Annotated in this window: 18 protein-coding genes; 12 read left to right on the top strand and 6 right to left on the bottom strand. The window is 60.2% G+C overall.

The genetic code is table 11. The features are described from left to right. The first annotated feature begins 123 nt into the window (after positions 1 to 123). The 3 genes from folD to AAIL66_RS04980 all read left to right on the top strand — a co-directional run bounded on the left by folD (position 124) and on the right by AAIL66_RS04980 (position 4,149). Entirely contained in the window at positions 124 to 978 is an 855-nt protein-coding gene (gene folD, locus AAIL66_RS04990) for a bifunctional methylenetetrahydrofolate dehydrogenase/methenyltetrahydrofolate cyclohydrolase FolD (protein ID WP_034355854.1), read from the top strand. A 199-nt stretch (positions 979 to 1,177) separates the two neighbouring features. Beyond that, entirely contained in the window at positions 1,178 to 3,229 is a 2,052-nt protein-coding gene (locus AAIL66_RS04985) for a M3 family metallopeptidase (protein ID WP_034391502.1), read from the top strand. Positions 3,230 to 3,453: 224 nt separating this feature from the next. Then, positions 3,454 to 4,149, top strand: coding sequence for a glutaredoxin domain-containing protein (locus AAIL66_RS04980; protein WP_045839133.1), 696 nt, complete (start codon positions 3,454 to 3,456; stop codon positions 4,147 to 4,149). A gap of 119 nt (positions 4,150 to 4,268) precedes the next feature. On the opposite strand, the gene rpiA is transcribed toward AAIL66_RS04980, so the two are convergent. Next, positions 4,269 to 4,967 (bottom strand): ribose-5-phosphate isomerase RpiA, encoded by a 699-nt coding sequence (gene rpiA, locus AAIL66_RS04975; RefSeq protein WP_034355848.1) that lies wholly within the window; start codon positions 4,965 to 4,967, stop codon positions 4,269 to 4,271. 34 nt (positions 4,968 to 5,001) lie between these two features. Here rpiA and AAIL66_RS04970 point away from each other — a divergent pair, with 34 nt between their 5' ends. Then, positions 5,002 to 6,048: a quinone-dependent dihydroorotate dehydrogenase gene (locus tag AAIL66_RS04970; protein ID WP_034355845.1), complete on the top strand. Its 1,047-nt coding sequence runs from the start codon at positions 5,002 to 5,004 to the stop codon at positions 6,046 to 6,048. Between the two features lie 78 nt (positions 6,049 to 6,126). On the opposite strand, the gene AAIL66_RS04965 is transcribed toward AAIL66_RS04970, so the two are convergent. From AAIL66_RS04965 to AAIL66_RS04955, 3 genes are read right to left on the bottom strand one after another with little or no spacing between them, the layout of a single operon-like run. Next, the gene (locus tag AAIL66_RS04965) at positions 6,127 to 6,501 is read right to left on the bottom strand and encodes a hypothetical protein (protein WP_034355842.1); all 375 of its coding nucleotides are present in this window, start codon (positions 6,499 to 6,501) and stop codon (positions 6,127 to 6,129) included. 1 nt (position 6,502) lies between these two features. Beyond that, positions 6,503 to 6,904, bottom strand: coding sequence for a phage holin family protein (locus AAIL66_RS04960; RefSeq protein WP_080746035.1), 402 nt, complete (start codon positions 6,902 to 6,904; stop codon positions 6,503 to 6,505). Positions 6,905 to 6,929: 25 nt separating this feature from the next. Then, a complete protein-coding gene (locus AAIL66_RS04955; protein ID WP_004340823.1) occupies positions 6,930 to 7,241 on the bottom strand; it encodes a DUF883 domain-containing protein in 312 nt (103 codons plus the stop codon). Between the two features lie 594 nt (positions 7,242 to 7,835). Here AAIL66_RS04955 and dsrO point away from each other — a divergent pair. From dsrO to AAIL66_RS04925, 6 genes are all read left to right on the top strand, one after another. Then, positions 7,836 to 8,684: a sulfate reduction electron transfer complex DsrMKJOP subunit DsrO gene (gene dsrO / locus AAIL66_RS04950; protein WP_059440255.1), complete on the top strand. Its 849-nt coding sequence runs from the start codon at positions 7,836 to 7,838 to the stop codon at positions 8,682 to 8,684. A 13-nt stretch (positions 8,685 to 8,697) separates the two neighbouring features. Beyond that, entirely contained in the window at positions 8,698 to 9,738 is a 1,041-nt protein-coding gene (gene nrfD / locus AAIL66_RS04945; protein WP_045838913.1) for an NrfD/PsrC family molybdoenzyme membrane anchor subunit, read from the top strand. Positions 9,739 to 9,845: 107 nt separating this feature from the next. Further along, a complete protein-coding gene (locus AAIL66_RS04940; protein ID WP_343496148.1) occupies positions 9,846 to 13,037 on the top strand; it encodes a tetrathionate reductase subunit A in 3,192 nt (1,063 codons plus the stop codon). Between the two features lie 743 nt (positions 13,038 to 13,780). Further along, complete coding sequence (locus AAIL66_RS04935; protein ID WP_034384266.1) at positions 13,781 to 14,455, top strand: hypothetical protein; 675 nt, start codon at positions 13,781 to 13,783, stop codon at positions 14,453 to 14,455. Positions 14,456 to 14,534: 79 nt separating this feature from the next. Beyond that, positions 14,535 to 15,242, top strand: coding sequence for a hypothetical protein (locus AAIL66_RS04930; RefSeq protein ID WP_343496147.1), 708 nt, complete (start codon positions 14,535 to 14,537; stop codon positions 15,240 to 15,242). A 333-nt stretch (positions 15,243 to 15,575) separates the two neighbouring features. Beyond that, positions 15,576 to 16,115, top strand: a complete 540-nt coding sequence (locus tag AAIL66_RS04925) for a DUF1697 domain-containing protein (RefSeq protein ID WP_045838915.1) — start codon at positions 15,576 to 15,578, stop codon at positions 16,113 to 16,115. An 87-nt stretch (positions 16,116 to 16,202) separates the two neighbouring features. Here the strand turns inward: AAIL66_RS04925 and AAIL66_RS04920 are convergent, their stop codons facing one another. Both AAIL66_RS04920 and AAIL66_RS04915 read right to left on the bottom strand, forming a co-directional pair. Continuing rightward, positions 16,203 to 16,832: a DUF2625 domain-containing protein gene (locus AAIL66_RS04920; protein ID WP_034352553.1), complete on the bottom strand. Its 630-nt coding sequence runs from the start codon at positions 16,830 to 16,832 to the stop codon at positions 16,203 to 16,205. A 115-nt stretch (positions 16,833 to 16,947) separates the two neighbouring features. Next, on the bottom strand, positions 16,948 to 17,370 hold the full coding sequence (locus tag AAIL66_RS04915; RefSeq protein ID WP_343496146.1) for a VOC family protein: 423 nt from the start codon (positions 17,368 to 17,370) through the stop codon (positions 16,948 to 16,950). A gap of 439 nt (positions 17,371 to 17,809) precedes the next feature. On the opposite strand from AAIL66_RS04915, the gene AAIL66_RS04910 reads away from it, so the two are divergent. Together AAIL66_RS04910 and AAIL66_RS04905 are read left to right on the top strand one after the other, a co-directional pair. Next, positions 17,810 to 18,727, top strand: a complete 918-nt coding sequence (locus AAIL66_RS04910) for a LysR family transcriptional regulator (protein ID WP_343496145.1) — start codon at positions 17,810 to 17,812, stop codon at positions 18,725 to 18,727. 169 nt (positions 18,728 to 18,896) lie between these two features. After that, a complete protein-coding gene (locus AAIL66_RS04905; protein WP_343496144.1) occupies positions 18,897 to 20,528 on the top strand; it encodes an ATP-binding cassette domain-containing protein in 1,632 nt (543 codons plus the stop codon). Positions 20,529 to 20,591 lie beyond the last annotated feature (63 nt).

Genomic DNA, 20,591 nt, shown 5'->3' with positions numbered 1-20,591 from the left:
CTCCAATCGCGAGATAATCCAGGGAGCACTGGCCAGGCCTCGCGCTTTAGCCAACTCCTATTCTGATAGCTGCTAGTGCTTGTTCATCAAGGGCTAGCAGCATTTTTTATTGGTACTCCAGCAATGACAGCCCAACTCATCGACGGCAAAGCCCTCTCCGAACAACTGCGCAAGGAAGTCGCCACACGCGCGGCAGCGCTCAAGGCCAAGGGCGTAACGCCCGGTCTGGCCGTAGTTCTGGTGGGCGACAACCAGGCTTCTCAGGTCTACGTGCGCAACAAGGTCAAGGCCTGCGAAGACGTGGGCTTCCACTCGGTGCTGGAAAAGTACGATGCCTCCATGACCGAAGCCGAACTGCTGGCACGTGTCGAAGCGCTGAACAACGACCCCAGCATTCACGGCATTCTGGTGCAACTGCCCCTGCCCAAGCACATTGACGACCACAAGGTCATCGAAACCATTTCCCCCGCCAAGGATGTGGACGGCTTCCACGTGGCCAGCGCCGGCGCACTGATGGTCGGCGAAGTCGGCTTCAAGGCCTGCACGCCCTATGGCTGCATGAAGATGCTGGAATCCATCGGCATGAAGGATCTGCGCGGCAAGCACGCCGTGGTCATCGGCCGCTCCAACATCGTGGGCAAGCCCATGGCCATGATGCTGCTGGCCGCCAATGCCACGGTCACCGTCACCCACAGCGGCACCGCCGATCTGGCTGCCATGACTCGCCAGGCCGACATCATCGTCGCGGCCGTGGGCAAGGTGGATGTGCTGACCGCCGACATGGTCAAGCCCGGTGCAGTGGTCATCGACGTGGGCATGAACCGCAATGCCGAAGGCAAGCTCTGCGGCGACGTCGACTTCAACGGCGTCAAGGAAGTTGCTGGCTACATCACCCCTGTGCCCGGTGGTGTCGGCCCCATGACGATTACCATGCTGCTGGTCAACACCATGGAATCGGCAGAGCGCGCCGCTGCCTGACGCCCTCCGAGCCGCCCCGCGACTTCTCCCTCTCTGGCTCTGATTGCACGAGGGGGACGACAGCTTTGCTGCGCGGTGGCGCTTGCACGCGGTCCTGGCGCGAGCACGCTTCTGACCACAGGCTGACGCTATGAACGCGATAGCAATAAATACCCTGAGAGCGCTTGATTTTCCCGACCTTGCCGGCACTTAATACAGCATGAGCAATCCACTTCTCGAATCCTCCTCCCTGCCCTTGTTTGACCGCATTCAGCCTGCGGATGTGGCACCCGCCATCGACACTTTGCTGGCCCGTGCCAGTGAGGCGCTGGAGACCGTGGTTGCACCGGACTTCCCCGCACAGTGGGAGGCCATCTCTGCCGTGCTGGACGTGGCGACTGAAAAGCTGGGCACCGCCTGGTCGGCCATCAATCACCTCAACAGCGTTGCCGACACCCCGGAGTTGCGCGCGGCCTATAACGAAGCACTGCCCAAGGTCACCGAGTTCTGGACCAATCTGGGCGCCGATGAACGCCTGTACGCCAAGTACAAGGCCATTGACCCGGCCAGCCTCAACAAGGAACAGCGCGCCGCCTGGGACCATGCCATGCGCGGCTTCGTGCTCTCGGGCGCCGAACTGCAGGGCGCTGCCAAGGAACGCTTTGCGCAGATTCAGGCTCGCTCGGCCGAGCTGGCCCAGAAATTCAGCGAGAACGCGCTGGACGCCACCGATGCCTTTGCCTACTACGCCAGGATTGACGAGCTGGACGGCGTTCCGGCCGATGTGATCGCCGCGGCCAAAGCCGCCGCCGAAGCCGATGGCAAAGAAGGCTACAAGCTGACGCTTAAGATGCCCAGCTATCTGCCAGTGATGCAGTTTGCCAAGAGCAGCGCACTGCGCGAGAAGATTTATCAGGCTTATGTGACCCGAGCTTCCGATCAGGCCGATGGCGATGGCAAACGCTTTGACAACACCGCCGTGATGAAGGAAATCCTCGCCCTGCGCCTGGAAGAATCCCAGTTGCTGGGCTACAGCAACTTCGGCGAAGTCTCGATCGTGCCCAAGATGGCCGATTCGCCCAAGCAGGTCATTGACTTTCTGCGCGATCTGGCACAACGAGCCCGTCCCTATGCAGAAAAGGATGCTGCCGATCTGCGTGCCTTTGCCAAGACTGAGCTCGGCATTGCCGACCCCCAGCCCTGGGACTGGGCCTTCATCGGCGAAAAGCTCAAGGAAGCCCGCTATTCCTTCAGCGAGCAGGAGCTCAAGCAGTATTTTCCTGCACCCAAGGTGCTGGCAGGCCTGTTCAAGATTGTCGAAACCCTGTTCGAAGTCTCCATCCGCCGCGACGAAGCTCCGGTCTGGAACCCCTGCGTGGAGTTCTACCGTATCGAGCGCTCAACCGAGCAAGGCACTCAGCTGGTCGGCCAGTTCTACCTGGACCCGCAGGCGCGCAAGGGCAAGCGTGGTGGCGCCTGGATGGACGATGTGCGCACACGCTGGCTGCGCCCCGACTCCCATCAGCTGCAAACGCCTGTGGCCCACCTGGTCTGCAACTTCGCGTCCGGCGTGGACGGCAAACCCGCGCTGCTCACGCACGATGATGTGATCACCCTGTTCCACGAAACCGGTCACGGTTTGCACCACATGCTCACGCAGGTCAATGAACGCGATGTCTCGGGTATTGCCGGCGTGGAATGGGATGCAGTCGAGCTGCCCAGCCAGTTCATGGAAAATTTCTGCTGGGAGTGGGATGTGCTCAAGCACATGACTGCCCATGTGGACACGGGCGAGGCCTTGCCCCGCGCGCTGTACGACAAGATGATTGCCGCCAAGAACTTCCAGTCCGGCATGCAGACCCTGCGCCAGATCGAGTTTGCGCTGTTCGACATGCTCCTGCACACCGAGCACAATCCCGCAGACGACTTCATGGCGCTGCTGAACCAGGTGCGCGCCGAGGTGTCCGTGCTGCAATCGCCAGCCTACAACCGCATGGCCCACACCTTCAGCCATATCTTTGCCGGTGGCTATGCCGCCGGTTACTACAGCTACAAATGGGCCGAGGTGCTGAGCGCGGACGCCTATGCGGCTTTTGAAGAAACCATGCTGGCCGATGGCTCGCCCAACCCCGAGACCGGCCGCAAGTACCGCGAGTCGATTCTGGAAGCCGGCGGCAGCCGCCCTGCCATGGAGTCCTTCAAGGCCTTCCGTGGCCGCGAGCCACAGATTGACGCACTGCTTCGCCACCAAGGTATGAGCCAGACCGCCTGAGTCTTCTGCCATCTCCCCAAAAGCGCCCTTCCCGGGCGCTTTTTCATGTCTGCCATCGCCCCAATAAGAGAGACCCAAGACTGACGCTAGCTGACTCACGCACCGAGGTCGGATCAAGACAAGCCGGAGTATGGGAGCAGACAGTCCTCCATGCAAGCTATGCTCTGCCCATCGGCGCTCGCGTCCTCAGACCTCTTCACTGCACTTCATTGACCAAGATTGAGATGCCACGATCTTTCATTGCCCGGCCTTCGGCCGAGAAACCGACCTCCGGCAACGCCCTGCTGCTGACAATGCTTGTAGCCGCCTTTGCCGCATTGGCGAGCGGAGTCAGCCTGGCTCAGAATCTCTACCGCAGCGTGGGCCCTGACGGGCGGGTCACCTATTCCGACCGGGCCATCGGCCCCAACGCCAAGCCCAGTGCCGAAGCCGTGAGCAACGCCGATGGCCCGGCGTCTTCGGCCAACGCGCAACTGCCTTACGACCTGCGCCAGACCGCCAACCGCTATCCCGTCACGATCTATACGGGCAAGGACTGCGAGCCCTGCGACGAGGCCCGGTCTCATCTGCAAAACCGTGGCATCCCGTTCAACGAACGCACCATAGAAACCAGCAGCGATGTTGCAGCACTCAGAAAGCTCAGCGGGCAGGACAGCCTGCCCTTTGCCACCATCGGCAACCAGCACCTCAAGGGTTTTGGCGCCGACAGCTGGGACCAGTACCTGAGCGCGGCCGGCTACCCCAAGCAGCCCCAGTTGCCGAAGAACTACAAAGCCCCCGCAGCCAAGGCTTTGACCATGCCGGCACCAGTTGCTGCCGAAGCAGCCAAGCCCGCCGAGCGTCCTGCACGCATCACGGCGCCAGCAGCCCCGCCCCCTGGCGCGCCCACGCCCGAAAACCCCGCAGGCCTGCGCTTCTAGGAGCCAGAAATTTTCAATGAGATCAGTCTCTAACACTTACCAATAAAGCGTTAGCAGCTATCAATTTTATAAAAAAGCCACCTGCGCAAGCAGGTGGCTTTCCGGCCTCAGATTGCTGCTTAGTATTCCAGCGTCTGCACGCCTTGTGCGGTTCCCAGCAGGCACACCGCAGCCTTCTGGTGAGCAAACACGCCCACGGTCACGACGCCGGGCCACTGATTGACTTCGGACTCGAAGGCCAGCGGCTCTGCGATCTTCAGACCGCGGACATCCAGAATATGCTGGCCGTTGTCGGTCACCAGCGGCGCACCATCCTTCATGCGAATCTGCGCCGTCACGTCGGCGCCCATGGCTTCAAAGCGACGCGCGATCTGGGCCGCCGCCATGGGAATGACTTCCACGGGCAGCGGAAAATTACCCAGCACCGGCACGCGCTTGGACTCATCGGCAATGCAGACAAAACGCTGAGCCAGCGCCGCCACGATCTTTTCGCGCGTCAGCGCCGCACCACCGCCCTTGACCATATAGCCCTTGCCGTCGATCTCGTCGGCACCGTCGATATAGACGGCCAGGCTGGCGACTTCATTGGCATCGAACACCTTGATGCCCAGCGCCTTCAGGCGCTCGGTACTGGCAACCGAGCTGGAGACGGCGCCAGGAATCCGATCCTTGATGGTGGCCAGTGCATCAATGAATTTGTTGACCGTGGAGCCTGTGCCCACGCCCACAATTTCACCGGCGACCACATATTTCAGGGCAGCTTGTCCGACCAAAGTTTTCAGTTCATCTTGAGAAAGAGGTGCAGCAGATGTCGTCATGAGGGAAAATCCAGGTAATCCTGCGATTATCCCCATGTCTCTTATTCCTTACTCATTGACGCGTCCTATTCTTTTCGGCATGGACCCCGAAGCGGCCCACGACCTCACCATGAATTTCATGGCAAAGGGTCAAAATACCTTGCTCCAAAAGGCCTGGGCGCGCCCTCTGATCAACGACCCCATCGAGCTGGCGGGCCTCAAGTTCCCGAACCGTGTGGGCATGGCCGCAGGCCTGGACAAGAATGCGCGCTGCATCGATGCGCTGGCCGCCATGGGTTTCGGCTTTGTGGAAGTGGGCACCGTCACGCCCCGCCCCCAGCCCGGCAATCCCAAGCCCCGCATGTTCCGCATTCCTGAAAAGAATGCACTGATCAACCGCCTGGGCTTCAACAACGAAGGCCTGGATGCATTTCTGGCCAATGTGCGTCGCTCGCAAGTGCGCGCCAATGGCGGCGCCATGCTGCTGGGCCTGAACATCGGCAAGAACGCCACAACCCCCATCGAAGAGGCCACCAGCGACTACATCAAGGCCCTGGACGGCGTGTACCCTCATGCCGACTATGTGACAGTCAACATCAGCTCACCCAACACCAAGAATCTGCGTGCCTTGCAAAGCGACGAGGCACTGGATGCTCTGCTGGGAGCTGTCGCCAATCGCCGCGAACAGCTCTCCAGCCAGCATGGCAAGCGCACGCCGGTGTTCGTGAAGATCGCTCCCGACCTCGATGAAGAGCAGGTCGGCGTGATTGCGGCGACGCTGGAGCGCCACGGCATGGATGGCGTGATTGCCACCAACACCACCATCAGCCGCGATGCCGTCAAGGGTCTGCAACATGCCGAAGAAGCCGGCGGACTGTCCGGTGCGCCCGTGCTCGAAGCCAGCAATCAGATCATTCGCCAGCTGCGCTCAGCCCTTGGCAGCCGCTTTCCCATCATTGGCGTGGGCGGCATCCTGAGCGGCGCCGACGCCGTGAGCAAGATCCGCGCAGGTGCTGATGTAGTGCAGATCTACAGCGGCCTGATCTATCGCGGTCCCGATCTTGTGACCGAAGCCGCCCAGGCCATCGCCCATATGCACTGAACTTGACGCGTGGCCTGGCTGCGCACAAAGAAACAGCCCGTCATGCCTGAGCCTGACGGGCTGTTTTTCCAGGACCCTTCAGCCGCGTGCGCGCTGCTGCAGCTTAAGAATCCAGGGCAGTGCTGCGCTGCCCCAGCGAATCAGCTTGCGCGGCCCGAGAACCATGAGCAAGCCCCCCGCTGCCGCCGTTGCCAGCGGATGCAGGCGCACAAAAGACAGCAGGCGCTCGGGCAGGGGAGCATCGGCGTCCACATGTGCAGGCTGCGTGCTGCGCAAGGCCTGCGCCTGCGCCTTGGCAGCGGCTCGAGCCTTGACGCGCGCGCGTTGCTTGGCAATGCGCGACAGCACCAGCTTTTGCTCGGCTGTCGCTTCATCCCAGAGCCGAGCATCCATGCCTGCGGGCTTGACGGGCTCCAACTCTGTGGATCGCAAATCGGGAGAGATGCTGTTCATGCTAAATCCTCTCCTTCAGAGCCTGCCAATCCGATTTGAGCTCGCGCCGCGTGAGCCTGAAAGGACTGGAGAGTTGATTGACAGCTGCCAGCAGTCGCCACAGCCCCAGGCCCCAGACCAGAACCCAGCCACCGACCAGCAGCCACGCCACCAGCTGACGATGCTCGCTATCCCAGAACTGCACGAGCACAGCCATGGACAGGACAATGAGCACGACCACGGTGAGTGCGCCGAGCACAATGGCCAGCACCGCCAGCGTTTGCATGCTGCGCTTGTGCTGTTGCCACTCAAGCTGCGCAAGATCAACGCGATCTTCGGCCGCGATCGCTGCCTCGTTGAGATTGGCACGCCAGCGCTCCAGCAGGGAATCAAGACCTAGTAGTGAAATCAAATTCACAGGCACTTGTCCTTTTGCAGCTCAGCAATGCTTAGCGACGGCCCAGCATGAAACCCAGCAGTGCACCCACTGCCAGCGCGGCACCGGCGACGCGCCAGGGTTCGTCGTGGGCATAACGATCCGCCACATCGGCAGCTTCGCGCGCCTGGCGAGCGGCGTCCTGAGCCGCACGCACAGCAGACTCGCGCACGTTGGCCATGCCGTCGTCGATGCGCTGACGAAGCACGCTGATTTCAGGAAGCTTGTCCAGTTCACGGGCAGACAGCAGACCGCGCAGATCGCTGACCAGTTTTTCCAGATCGTCTTGGGCGGTGGAAACGGCGTCGGAAACAGAGCGTGACATATCGATCCTTTCAATGTGACGAAATTGGAATATCGCATGCACTTGGCAGTGCACCAAGATAGCTGCGAGACAGCAAGCATCAGGGCCGGCCGCTCATAAAACCTGCAGCATGTGAACATCTTACAGAAAACGCACCGCCTACAAGAAACTCGCGGGCCTGCGGCACTGTCGGACAGCAGCGAAACTGCCTCATGTCAAGGAATATAAAGCCGTTCAAGGCTCCAAACCAATCTGTTTGCTGCAGCAGCCTTTACGTTGGCGCAGCAGAGCGACCTCAGCCTGAGCTCAGGCATGCTGTGCATGCATAGCTTGATCTCCAGCATCTGCCGCCAAGCAAAGCGGATTACATACGGCAACACACTGATTGCTTAACAGTTCATTAATAAAGTGGCTGCATGCTCGGCAACAAGTCATCTGCTTGCGGGAGTTCCATTCAAAAAAACTCTTCAGCAAGCGAAGACTTGACTCAAATCAAGTGTCACAAATGGCAACTTTCATATAGTCAATTAGGCATAAAAGATATTAATTTAATACTCTTTTATGTTTAAAGCATCAGGGCTTTCTGGTGCCAGTGCGACGATGAAAGGAAGGGCCATGCCACTTCAGAAACGAGAACTCTCCGACTGCGCAACCAGCAGTTCGGCCTGCACCTGCAGCACTCCATCCATTACCCAGGCACCTCAGCAGGCAGTGACTGCGCCCACCAAGCGCGGTTTTTTGCAGGATTTGATTGCCATGGCCGCCAGCCTCGGTGTTGCGGGCAGCGCCCGCGCAGCGCTGCCCGGCGACCCCAGCTTCCAGCCCCTGCGCCGACCCGGCATGCAAGGCAAGCGCTTCGGCATGCTGGTCGATATGCGCAAATGCATTGGCTGCCAGGCCTGCACAGTGAGCTGCTCGGTCGAAAACCAGCCCCCCATCGGCCAGTTCCGCACCACGGTGCTGCAATACGAAATCGACCAGGCCGGCGACACGGCTGCCGCCATGGTCAGTCTGCCGCGGCTATGCAACCACTGCGACGAACCGCCTTGCGTGCCCGTCTGCCCGGTGCAAGCCACATTTCAACGCACCGACGGGATCGTTCTTGTCGATAACGAGCGCTGCGTGGGCTGCGGCTATTGCGTGCAGGCCTGCCCCTACGACGCGCGCTTCATCAATCACGAAACGCAGACTGCCGACAAATGCACCTTCTGCGAACACCGCCTGGAAGCCGGTCTGCTGCCCGCCTGCGTGGAAAGCTGCGTGGGTGGCGCGCGCGTGATTGGCGATCTGAACGACGCGTACAGCGAAATCAACCAGCGCATCAATGCTCACAAGGACGATATCAAGGTCCTCAAGCCGGGCATGAAGACCAAGCCGCACGTCTTCTACATCGGTCTGCCCGATGAGTTTGTGAACGGTGTCGATGGTCAGGCCACGGTTCGCCTTGTTGCCGAACATCTGTGAAAGGAGTGCCCTCATGCAAATCATTGAACTCCTGACCCCGGCCTACGAAGCGGCATGGTTGCCATGGGCCGTGCAGTACTTCTTTCTGGTCGGCATGGCCACGGGGGCCGCACTGCTGACTTCGGCCTGTGCGTTCGGGCCGGCCCAAGGCTTGCTCCAGCGCCTGCTGCCCACAGCGGTGCTGGTGCTGGCCATGAGTGCGATTGCCGCGCCGGTGGCCCTGCTGGCCGATCTGCACCAGCCTGCACGCTTCTGGCATTTCTATGCCCACCTCACGCCCTGGTCGTGGATGAGCCTGGGTGCCGTGCTCATGCCCACGTTTGTCGGGCTGTGCGTGTTGATGTGCGCGCTGTGGTGGCTGGGCAAGCAGCGGTTGATGCGCCTGCTGGTGCCTGTACTGGTGCTGTCCACGCTCAGCATCGTGGTCTACACGGGCGCCGAAATAATGGTCATCCGATCGCGCCCGCTGTGGAACACGCTGTGGGTACCGATCAATCTGACACTCAGCGGCTGGCTGGCCACCGTGGGCATGGGCTTTGTGCTCTACCGCTTTCTGCCCCGATCCTTGCAGCCCGATGCGGCAGCCCTGCAAGGGCTGCGCAATCTGGGCCTGTGGCTGGCCACCGGCCTGATTGCCAGCGCCCTGACCTGGGGAATTGCCGGCATCGCGGGCCAGAGTCCTTCATTCGACATGGCTGTGCGCCTGTTCAAAGAGTTCCCTGTATGGCGCGTCTCCATGCTGGGCTCGGCCGTGTTTGGAGCAGCCGTGGTGATGGCCCTGCTGCGCGGCGAGCATCGTCTGGCAGCCAAGGGCTACACCCTGGTGCTGGGCACCGGCCTGGCGGCGTCGGCATGGGCCTTCCGCTGGGCACTGTTCATGGGCGTGCAGGGCGTACCCAAGTTTGGAGCCGGCCTGTATCTGTACAGCATGCCTCTGGGCGGTGAAGGCCTGATGGGCATGCTGGGCATGGCAGGCCTGTGCGTGGCACTGGTTGCGCTGACCACCTGGGCGCTGGAGCTGCTCCCGGCCCGCAAGCCCGCCAGCGCTGCCTAAAAACCAAGCCAAGTACACATCTAACGCAATACCAGCAGGCGCCAGCAGCTCTCAACACTATAGAAACGCTGCAGCGCTTGCCCTTCCCTCACACAAAGGGCAAGACAATGACTGACAAGAAACTCTCCCCTGGACAATCACAAGACGTCGAGGCCGATCGCACCGATGCCAACCGCCGCCGCATGCTGCTGCGCGGCGGCGCCGTCGCAGGCGGTCTGGCAGCTTTTGCCGCAGGCTATGGCGAAACCGTGGCCAAGGGAGCCAAAGGGCTGATCACCGGCAGCTCGGGCAAAGCCACCCAAAGTGCCACGCGCGGCAACTCGCTGACGCCCGAATTCCGTATAGACCCCGTCAGCGGCAAGCTTACGACCCAGCCCGGCCAGGTGGTCAGCCCCTCCTCGTGTCTGGGCTGCTGGACACAGTGCGGCGTGCGTGTGCGCGTCGATACTGCCGACAACCGTATCATCCGTATCGCTGGCAACCCTTATCACCCCCTGGCCACCACCCACCCCGCCCCCATGGAAACACCGGTTCGCGAGGTCTATGCCATGCTGGGCGGTGACAACGGTCTGGAAGGACGTGCCACCAGTTGCGCCCGCGGCTCGGCCATGCTCGAGCACCAAAAAGCACCGCACCGTGTTCTCAAGCCGCTCAAGCGCGTCGGTCCACGCGGCTCCGGCCAGTGGAAGAGCATCACGCTCGAAGAGCTGGTTCAGGAAATCTGCGAAGGCGGCGATCTCTTCGGCGAAGGCCATGTGGACGGCCTGCGCGCCATCCGCGACGTCAACACGCTGATCGATGAAGCCAATCCCGAATACGGCCCCAAGTCCAACCAATTGCTGGTGACGGAGGCCGCCAACGAAGGCCGTACTCCGCTGGTTAACCGCTTTGCCAAACAATCGTTCGGCACCATCAACGTGTCCAACCACGGCTCTTACTGCGGCCAGACCTACCGGGTAGGCACGGGCGCGGCACTGGGCGACATGGCCGGCATGCCCCACGGTAAGCCGGACTGGAAGAGCTCGCGATTTGGCCTGTTCATCGGCACCTCGCCGGCTCAGTCTGGCAACCCGTTCCAGCGCGTGGGCCGCGAGCTGGCCGAAGCCCGCTCGCGCGGCGAGAACACCTATCGATACGTGGTGGTCTCGCCCATGCTGCCCACTTCGTCCAGTCATGCGGCAGGTGACAACAACCGCTGGCTGCCCGTCAAACCCGGCAGCGACCTGGCACTGGCCATGGGCCTGATCCGCTGGATCATCGACAACGAGCGCTACGACAAGCAGTTTCTGACCCAGCCCGGCCCCGCAGCCATGGCTAGCGTTGGCGAAGCCAGCTGGAGCAACGCCACCCACTTGCTGGTCAACGAGCCCAAGCATCCGCGCTACGGCCAGTTCCTGCGCGGCGCAGATATTGGTCTGCCCATGCCAGATCCTATCGACGAAAAAACACCCGCCGAAGATGTATATGTGGTGCAGCTGAACGATGGCAGCCTGGCCGCCCATACCGTGGCCCAGCCTGCCGAGCTGGTTGCCGAGCGCGAATTCACACCCATCAAGGCTGTCGGCGCCACCGAAGAGCCTGCGCCTATGGCCGTCTGCACCGCCTTTGTCAAGCTGCGCGCCGAAGCGCGCAGGAAGACGCTGGAGGAATACGCAGCTATGTGCGGCGTGCCGGTCAAGGAGATCGAGGAGTTGGCGCGCGAATTCACCAGCCATGGCAAACAGGCCGTGGCCAACTCGCACGGCGGCACCATGAATGGCTCGGGCTTTTACACAGCCTATGCCATTGCCATGCTCAACAACCTCATCGGCAACCTCAATGTGCGCGGCGGCTGGGTCATGGATGCCGGCCCGTTCGGCCCCTTTGGCCCGGGACCGAAATACAACTTTGCGCAGTTTGAAGGCGCAGTCAAACCCCGGGGTGTGGCCCTGTCGCGCACCCGCTTCCCTTACGAAAAGACCAGCGAATTCAAGCGCAAAAAGGAAGCGGGCCAGAACCCCTACCCCGCCAAGGCGCCCTGGTATCCTGCGCCTGGCGGCCTTTCCAGCGAGATGCTGGCCGCCGGCATGCTGGGCTACCCCTACCCGGTCAAGGCCTGGATCAACCACATCAGCAACCCCATCTACGCCATGTGCGGCTTCGAGAATGCGCTGGCAGACTCGGTCAAGGACGTGAAAAAGCTACCGCTGTTTGTCTCGGTGGACCCCTTCATCAACGAGACCTCTGCTCTGGCCGACTACATCGTGCCAGACACCGTCACCTATGAGAGCTGGGGCATTGGCGCGCCCTGGGCCGACGTCGTAGCCAAGAGCAGCACAGTGCGCTGGCCCACGGTAGAAGCCGCCACGGCCAAAACGGCAGACGGCCAGGCCATCAGCTTCGAGACCTTCATCTTTGCCGTGGCCAAGCAATTGGGTCTGCCAGGTTTTGGCAAGAATGCGATGAGCACCAAGCAAGGCGAGCTGCTAGACCTGGAAAACGCCGAAGACTTCTACCTGCGCGGCATGTGCAATATCGCCTATCAGGCGGGCAAGCCTGTACCCGAAGCCAGCGATGACGACATAAAAATCACCGGCCTCGAGAAATGGATGCCATCGCTAGAACAGCGTGTCGCCCCCGAAGAAGTGCGCCGCGTCGCCATGGTCATGAGCCGTGGCGGCCGCTTCGACAAGGTTGAAGACGCATGGACGGACGACCAGCTCAAGCTGCAGGCCAAGTTCCCGGCCACTTTCTGGCACGAAGGTCTGTCCAGGATGCGCCACTCCATGACCGGCGAGCGCTACAGCGGCTGCCCCACCTGGTACCCCACGCGCCTGGCCGACGGCTCGGACATGCGCCAAGTGTTTTCCGAACAAGACTGGCCGCTGACCATGACCAGCTACAAGTCAAACCTGATGAGCAGCATGTCCATCGCCGCCTCACGCCTGCGCCAGGTGCACCCACACAATCCTGTGAGCATCAACAAGGCCGACGCTGCAAAGCTGGGCATCGCCAATGGCGACCACATCGAACTCAGCACCCCCGGCGGCAAACTCCAAGGCGTGGCCTTGGTACGCGCTGGTATTGCGCCCGGTGCGATCGCCATTGAGCACGGCTACGGTCACAAGCAACTGGGTACCGTGGCCCACAAGGTTGACGGCCAGCTCACCCATGCCAACCCACAGCACGGCAATGGCGTGAATCTCAATGCTCTAGGCTTTGCCGATCCGACCCGACCTGCAAAGGACAATGTCTGGATCGACTGGGTATCGGGGGCAGTGGTCAGGCAAGGGTTGCCAGTGAGAGTGAGAAAGGCTTGATAAGGGCCTAAAGCTCCGGCGGGCGATCGGGACAGAAATTCCCGCCGCTCGCATCTACGAGGGATGGCCTTGAAACGACTGCCAGCAAATCGCGGCGATATCTTGAACCTGCCGAGGATCAACCGCATTGCCGCCCATTGGCTTGCAACAAGAATCGGGGCCGGATTAGGCTCGTCCCGAAATCGGACATGGCAAACCACAGGCACCATTCCTGAATGTCCGTCTTTCAGCTTCTACGAAAACTCAAAAAAAAAAAAAAAAAAAAAATGGTAATGAATCCATGAAATACTATTCAATCGAATTGGAAAGTACATTATTTACAATTAAAAACCACTGAATATTGGTATTAAAAGTCGAGAAGAACAAGGTTGCCTTCTTCTCGAAAAATATTCGTATACAGCCATCTCAATATAGACAATTATATTGTTTTGAAAATTACACTTAAAAACAATAATGGAATCATCTGATTTCGCTTCATTGTTGATAGCAATGCAGTTCTGAATTCCAATAAATTGCACAAATAACGATAGCAGATCAACAGAATCCTATTTCGTGCCCAAACAAGGTATTTCTGTTTTCATCCGGCTTATTGAAACTGCCATTAACCGAAAGAACGTTTTGGAACAGGCATCTGCGAAGCCAAAGCGCAACTCCGGTTGGCATTGATCATTGTGCAATGACAAATGGTCTTTCGCCTGAATTCATCCCCGTGGTCTGAGAACTCGCTATTCAAAGGAATGATCATGAAAAAGTCTTTGATTGTCATGGCGGTTGCTGCCTTGGCTGGTGTGGCATCTGCTGCAACCAACACAGGGACCAATGCGTCCTCAGGAACTTATTCCTCGGCTGCCAGCTCCGGCACGGGCAGCGCTGTGAGCTTCAATAGTGCGACGGCCAGCGCTCAAGCAAGCGGCTTTGGAACCAGCACCGGCACCACCGGCTCCTGGGGGCCTGTGGCCTCGGGCCAATCGAGTGTCGGAGGAAGCGCCTCCACCACAGGAACCGTCACCAGTCTTGCCGCGACCAGCGGGGGCGGCGTTGCCGGCGGCTACGGAACCACCAATGCCAACGCACATTCGGACGTAGGTAGCAATTACCTCGGCCAAGCTCCCGGCAAGCTGGTCAGCGGTGGCGCCGGAGGCTATGCAAACTCGAGCACCAACAATGTGGCTGGAACCGCGTCCATCGGCAATGGCATTGCGGTGGTGAACAGCACTGCCCATACCAACTCCTACTTTGGAGCGAACTCGCAGGCGATCTCGGGGCCGGGAGGAACCTCGACCAGCAATAACTCTGGCGCCTCCTCCGTTGGCAACGCGACAACTACCGGCTTCAGCCTGGGTACAGCCTTCGGAGGCTCCAATGGTGGCGGAACTTCGGGCAATGCTTATGGATGGGCGAACTCGGCCGCCAACTAGATAAGCTCCGCGAACTCAGTTGTATTGCCCCCGGGTTGCGGCCTCCCAAGTCAAGACTCGGGGACAAAGGAGAAACAGCATGAAAGCCTCAATAGCCTTGCTAAGCCTTTGTGTCCCTCTGTGCAGTTTTGCGCAGAATGCCGATAGCAGTGCACAAAGCCTCTCCAGCTCTTCCGCAGTGGGAGCACAACAGAATCAGTCCATCACCATCGTCAATCCGGTTGCTGCGGCGGACAGTCGATCGGTATCCAGCATCGAAAGCAGGTCGACTTCAAGCTCGGATCAAAACATAACGACCAGCGGAACCACTACCCAGAATCTGAACAGCACGGTATCCGGGACATCCAGGAACATCGTCGAGTACAGCGGTACTTACACCGTGAAGAACGTTCCCAGCGTGAACGGCCCCAATCTCACGACCAGCAATGACACCTGCATGGGCAGCAGCAGCGGAAGTGCCAACGGCCCTGGCTTTGGCGTGAGCTTCGGCACCACCTGGACGGACGAGCATTGCAAACGCCTGAAAATGAGCCGTGAGCTCTGGAACAAGGGCATGAAGGCAGCCTCGCTGGCAATGGACTGCATGGATCCCGCCGCTCGCGTGGCACTGGAGATCACGGGTTCGAAATGCCCGCAATCCATGACCGCAGATGAGCGCCGGAACAACTATGGGCCGGATGCTTCAACACAAGGCAGTCCTGCACCGTCTACCGCGCAGGCCGTTTCTGGCACCAGTCTCGAGCAGGCAATCGAGTCCAGGCAAACGGCAAGCCTCTATCCGAACTGACAAGCGCTCAGGCCAATCCCGGCGGGGGACACAAGGGCAGCCTGAGCCTGGGCGAATTCTGTGAAATGCAGCAGCAATCCGTGCAATGACTCGGGCTTTGCCCCAAGCCAAGCACGGTTGGTGCTGCTGTGGAATTTCTGTCTCGTGGAAGGACAAATCCATCTCAGCCTGATCCATTGTGGACTGCAAGTCCTCCTGAATCCTCTCCATCCAGGCAACCCCAATCTCGCGGGCTGTTGCGATACGCTAGCATCCTCTTTGCGCCTTGGTGCTCCGTCACATCGTACGGGATTTCTCCGCCTGCCCCTTCGAGATCCGCTCCATTTATCAGTCATGCCCATCTATGTAGCTCTGCTGCGGGCCGTCAATGTCGGCGGAACCGGCAAACTCCCCATGGCGGAGTTGAAGTCCATGTGCGAGGCCGAAGGGTTTGCGCAGGTACAGACCTATATTGCCAGCGGCAATGTGGTGCTGGATGCAGATTGCACCGAGCAGCAGCTCAAGTCGACATTGGAGCGACGCCTGGCCAGTTATGCGGGTAAGCCCGTGGATGTCATCGTGCGCACGGCCCGGGAGATGATGGAGGTGCTGGCCAACAACCCCTTTCCCGAATCCCCGGGCAACCGCACTGTTGCCATCTTTCTCGATGAAGCACCACCAACAGACGCGCTGACCCAGATCAAAGGCCGCAAGGACGAACAACTTCAGTTGGGACGGCGAGAGATCTATGTGGCTTATGGTGCAGGAATGGGCAGTTCCAAGCTCAGGATTGCAGCAGCTGCCCAAGGTACGGCCAGAAATATCAACACGATTGCCCAATTGGTTGAAATGGCGACAGCACGCCAAGAGGTTGCGACACGGAAAAAGCGCTGATAGCCGCTTGAGCCGGTCGCACGCAGGCGGAGAAAGCGGTACATCCACTGACGTCTCCTCCATTGTCTTGGCTCAGGCCGGCTCTCTCTAACCACTCTTGCTCATGAATGCATAGTGTTCTGCTGCCGGTACCGGCTTGCGCGCACTCGAATGTACGGAGCCCTGCTCCGTGAAGAGAAAGGGATAGAAGCTCATGCAAGCATCATTCCCCATGCCGGCCACCTCGGCTTCCCAGCCTTCCCAACGTAAATCACGGTAGAAGTCGCGCAGCCCACCTGTGAAAGCCCATTGCACAAAAGCCGTATGCCCCATCTCCAGCGATTCCCAGGCCCAGGTGTCCGGAGCCAGGTAATGGACAGCCCCCAGATCTTCGCCCAAGGCCCCGCCATTGATGGCAAAGAATCCACCCACCGCATCGTCGGCAATCAGCAAAAATCCGCTGCTACGCGCGCGATTCCACGCCGCGAGATCGCGTGTGAGCCTGGGATGCCCCGAGCCCAGCATTCTGAGCCAGCCCCCGTCGATGAGAATTCCACCGGTTCCATGAGCCATGGCCCCCAGCGGCGAGCGTGTCGTGACCTGCAAAGCAAGCAACACCGAGTCTCTCTGAGCCGACGGAGGAAGACATTCGACAGGAATGCTCGTGTCCTGCGCCCAGGCTTGTATCAGCGACAAGGCCGGCTCGTCGCGCTCCAAAAGTTCTGCCAGTGCACGCATCGATCTCCCTTGATGCAAAAGTCAACAACATCGGAATTCTGACATTTGACCTTGATATCCAGAAGTCTCGTGAAAGGCTTCAAATCGATGCTCGGCTCGACATTGACTTGATGGCTCATTCGCCAGGCAGCGACTCCAGCTGCTGGCTGACGCTTGGCAATGTCTGGAGCGCTGGCGCGGAATGAGGGTGTGACTGATTCAGCCCTATGGTGCAACCAAAGGGGTCAAGCAGCATTGCCGCAACTGCACCAAGGCTTGTGACAATAGGACCTCGGTACAAAACTGCCCCTCTTTGTTCAAGTTCCCGTATCGCATCCTGCAGATCAGCTACCTCCCAATAGACTGTCGCCCCGCCGGCTCCCCCCGGACACTTACTGTCCTGCGGATGGAAACCAATCAGGCAACCCGGTGTCCGGATAAAAGCGTAGTGATGATTCTCATATTGCACCTCGGTCTGAAACAATTCGGCATACCAGATAGCAGTGGCATCAATATCTTGGACAAACAGCACGACGGATTCAATTTGCTTCAGCAACATAAGCTCTCAAGGACTCTGCAAAACAGCGGTCCACAAATATAGCGCTGGCCTGGTGCTGAAGAGCAGCCGATATGCAGAAGCTGAGATCGCCTGAGAAGCATGCCACACAGCAGCCAGGAGTAATCGATCCCCGAGAATGCCGGCCTCCTCCTCACCCTCCATTGGGTGGCACTCTGAAGCCCGCCCCTACTCGCGCCTCGGCGCGCTCCAGCCAATTCCGGACTTGTGCCAGCCAGCGCCATGCGCGGGCCTCCCCGGGCCCTGCCGCTTCAAGCCTGTGTGTGGGCGCAGCTGCAGCCCCGCCATCCAATGCGTCATATCCCGCGCCGCGGTCTTCAATTCGATGATTTTTCATGGTCGACCAATAGTCTTTGGCGGCCAAACATCTGTAAAGTTGAATGATCTGACCATTCAGTTCAGAAAATCTGACTTAAAGTCCATGCGAAACCTGAACCTCGATCAGCTGCAGACGCTGATTGCCATCGCCGATCTCGGCACCTTTGCCGCAGCAGCCCATGCGCTGCATCTGGCACCACCCACGGTCAGCCTGCATATCAAGGAGTTGGAGGCACGCGTGAACGCCACGCTGTTGCTGCGCGGCAGGCGCCAGGCGGAGCTGACATCGGCCGGCCAGGTGCTGGTGCAGAAAGGACGCAAGCTGCTCGAGGCCGGCGACGACCTGATCGATCAGGTGCAGCGTCACGCCAGCGGCCGCGCCGGGCTGGTCAAGGTAGGCGTATCGGCCGGGGTCAATATCCGGCTGTTTCCGCTGATGCTCGACGCCCTCAGTCGTCACAGCCCGGGCATTGACATCAAGCTGGAGGCTGTGGGCTCAGCCGACTCCATGCAGCGCCTCAAGGCCGGAACTCTCGATATCGGCCTGGTCGCCAGCCCGCAGGCGGAGAGCGCCGAGATCATGCTCACGCCCTGGCGTAACGATCCCATGGTGGCCCTGTTGCCTGCCGCCTGGGAGGTCCCCGAACGGGTCAGCCCCGAATGGCTGACAAGTCGCCCCTGGGCCTGCTTTGCGTCCGCCACGCAGATGCATGGACTGATTGCCGGCTGGTTCGGTCAGGCAGGACTGAGTCCTCGCCCGTTCATTGCGCTGACCTATACCGAGGCGCTCAAAAGCCTGGCGGCAGCCGGTCAGGCTGCAGCCCTGCTGCCGCTGGAGGCCATGGAAGAGCAGCAACAACAGAGCAGCGTGCAGATACGGCACCTGTCACCCACCTTGATGCGACCCATGGCCATCGCCCATCGCCAATTGCCAACGCTGAACCCTGCGGTCGCCAGCGTGCTGGCGGTGCTGGCGAAGTTCGGCAATCAGGCAGCGGCATCCACGCCACGCCTTGCTTGACCTCAGCGCCGCACTGCCTAAAATCGATCACTTCAACCTTCCAACGAGGCTCTTCACCCATGCGCCATTGATGCCGCCGTCTGATTGACGGCCACCTCCCCTCCTCCCAATCGCTGCCGTCCACATGTGCAGCCTGGGGATGTTAGGCATCAACCCATCGCATGGTTCTATGACAGAAGCTCGCCTGACGCTGCATGGCGTCTCCTACACGCTGCCCAATGGGCGGCCGCTCTTTTCCAATCTTTGCTGCAGCTTCGGCTCACAGCGCACGGCGCTGGTGGGCCGCAATGGCGTGGGCAAAACCGTACTGGCCCGCATTCTGGCTGGCGAGCTGCCTCCCGGCTGCGGCGGCGTAACGTGTGCGGGTCGCATTCACTATCTGCCGCAAAACCCTCTGGCATCCCGTCCAGATCTGAGCATCGCTGCACTGGCAGGCCTGAGCGACACGCTGCTGGCACTGGAGCGTATTGAGCAAGGCAGCTGCGAAGCCAGCGACTACGAACTGCTAGCCGAGCGCTGGGACATACGTCAGCAGTTTCAGATGCAGCTCGAACGGATCGGCCTGCCTCCGCTGGCAACGCAAACACCTGCCAGCCAGCTCAGTGGCGGCCAGGCCATGCGCGTGGCACTGCTGGGTGCACAACTGTCCCAGGCCGACTTTCTGATTCTGGACGAGCCCAGCAATCATCTGGACGCTGCCAACCGCTCTGCCCTGGCGCAGCAACTGCAGCAATGGCGCAGCGGCCTGCTGCTGATCAGCCATGACAGAGTCTTGCTGGAGGTCATGGACTCCGTTGCGGAACTGACCCCCAGCGCAATCAACATCTATGGCGGAAACTACTCTTTCTATAGAGAAGTCCAGCGCCAGAAAAGCCAGAATGCACAAGACGAGCTGGCCCGCCTCAAGCTGGAACGCAGCCGCGCCGAGCAAGCCTTGCGCACGCAGCAGGAACGCCAGAGTCGCAGACAGGCACGTGGTGAAAAGCTGGGAAAGAACGGCAATCAGGCCAAGATTCTGCTGGACGCAAACAAGGAACGCGCCCAGAGTTCGGGCGGCAAGCTGACCACCCAACAGGCCTCAACGCGCGAAGCCCTGAACCAAAGCGTGCGCGAGGCCGCCGAGGCACTGCAGCGCCAAGTGGACTGGCAGGCCGACGGCATCCACTGGCATGCGCCTCAAGAGCCGAGGAGCCAGGGAGACCGCATCGTTGCCGAGCTGCGTGATGTGCAACTGCCCCATGTTGAGCCGCACCCTCCTCTGAACCTGGTGCTGCGTGCCGGTCAGCGCATGGCCGTCAGCGGCCCCAATGGCTGCGGCAAGTCCATGCTGTTGCAACTGCTGGCTGGGCAGTTGCAACCGCTGACGGGCGAGTGCTGCCTGAAAACGCCGTTTGCAATGCTGGACCAGCACCAGAGTCTGTTGCAAGCCGAATCACCGGTGCTGAGCCAGTTACTGGCCGCCAGTCCGCGCACGCCCGAGTCGCTGCAACGTATGCGACTGGCACAAGTCGGGCTGGATGCGCGCCATATCGATCAGCCTAGCGGGCAACTCAGCGGTGGTGAACGCCTCAAGGCCGCCATGGCCTGCGCGCTTTACCGTGACGAGCCGGCGCAATTGCTGCTGCTGGACGAACCCGACAACCACCTGGATCTGCCATCCCTGCAGGCGCTGGAGAGCATGTTGTGCCAATACGCGGGCACGCTGATTATCGTTTCGCACGACACCATGCTGCTCCGCGCGCTGAAGTTGACGCACCAGCTGAGCTTCGCCGCTGAAACATGGACATTGACAACGCTCTGATCGCTGCAACCGGCCCTGTCACGGTCACTACCGGCTGGCAAGGCCAGCCCTCGGTTGAATCTC

It is taken from the genome of Comamonas sp. F1-6, from assembly GCF_039581415.1.
GTDB classification, from domain to species: domain Bacteria; phylum Pseudomonadota; class Gammaproteobacteria; order Burkholderiales; family Burkholderiaceae_C; genus Comamonas; species Comamonas thiooxydans.
This window is presented reverse-complemented; position numbering and strand designations above follow the sequence as displayed.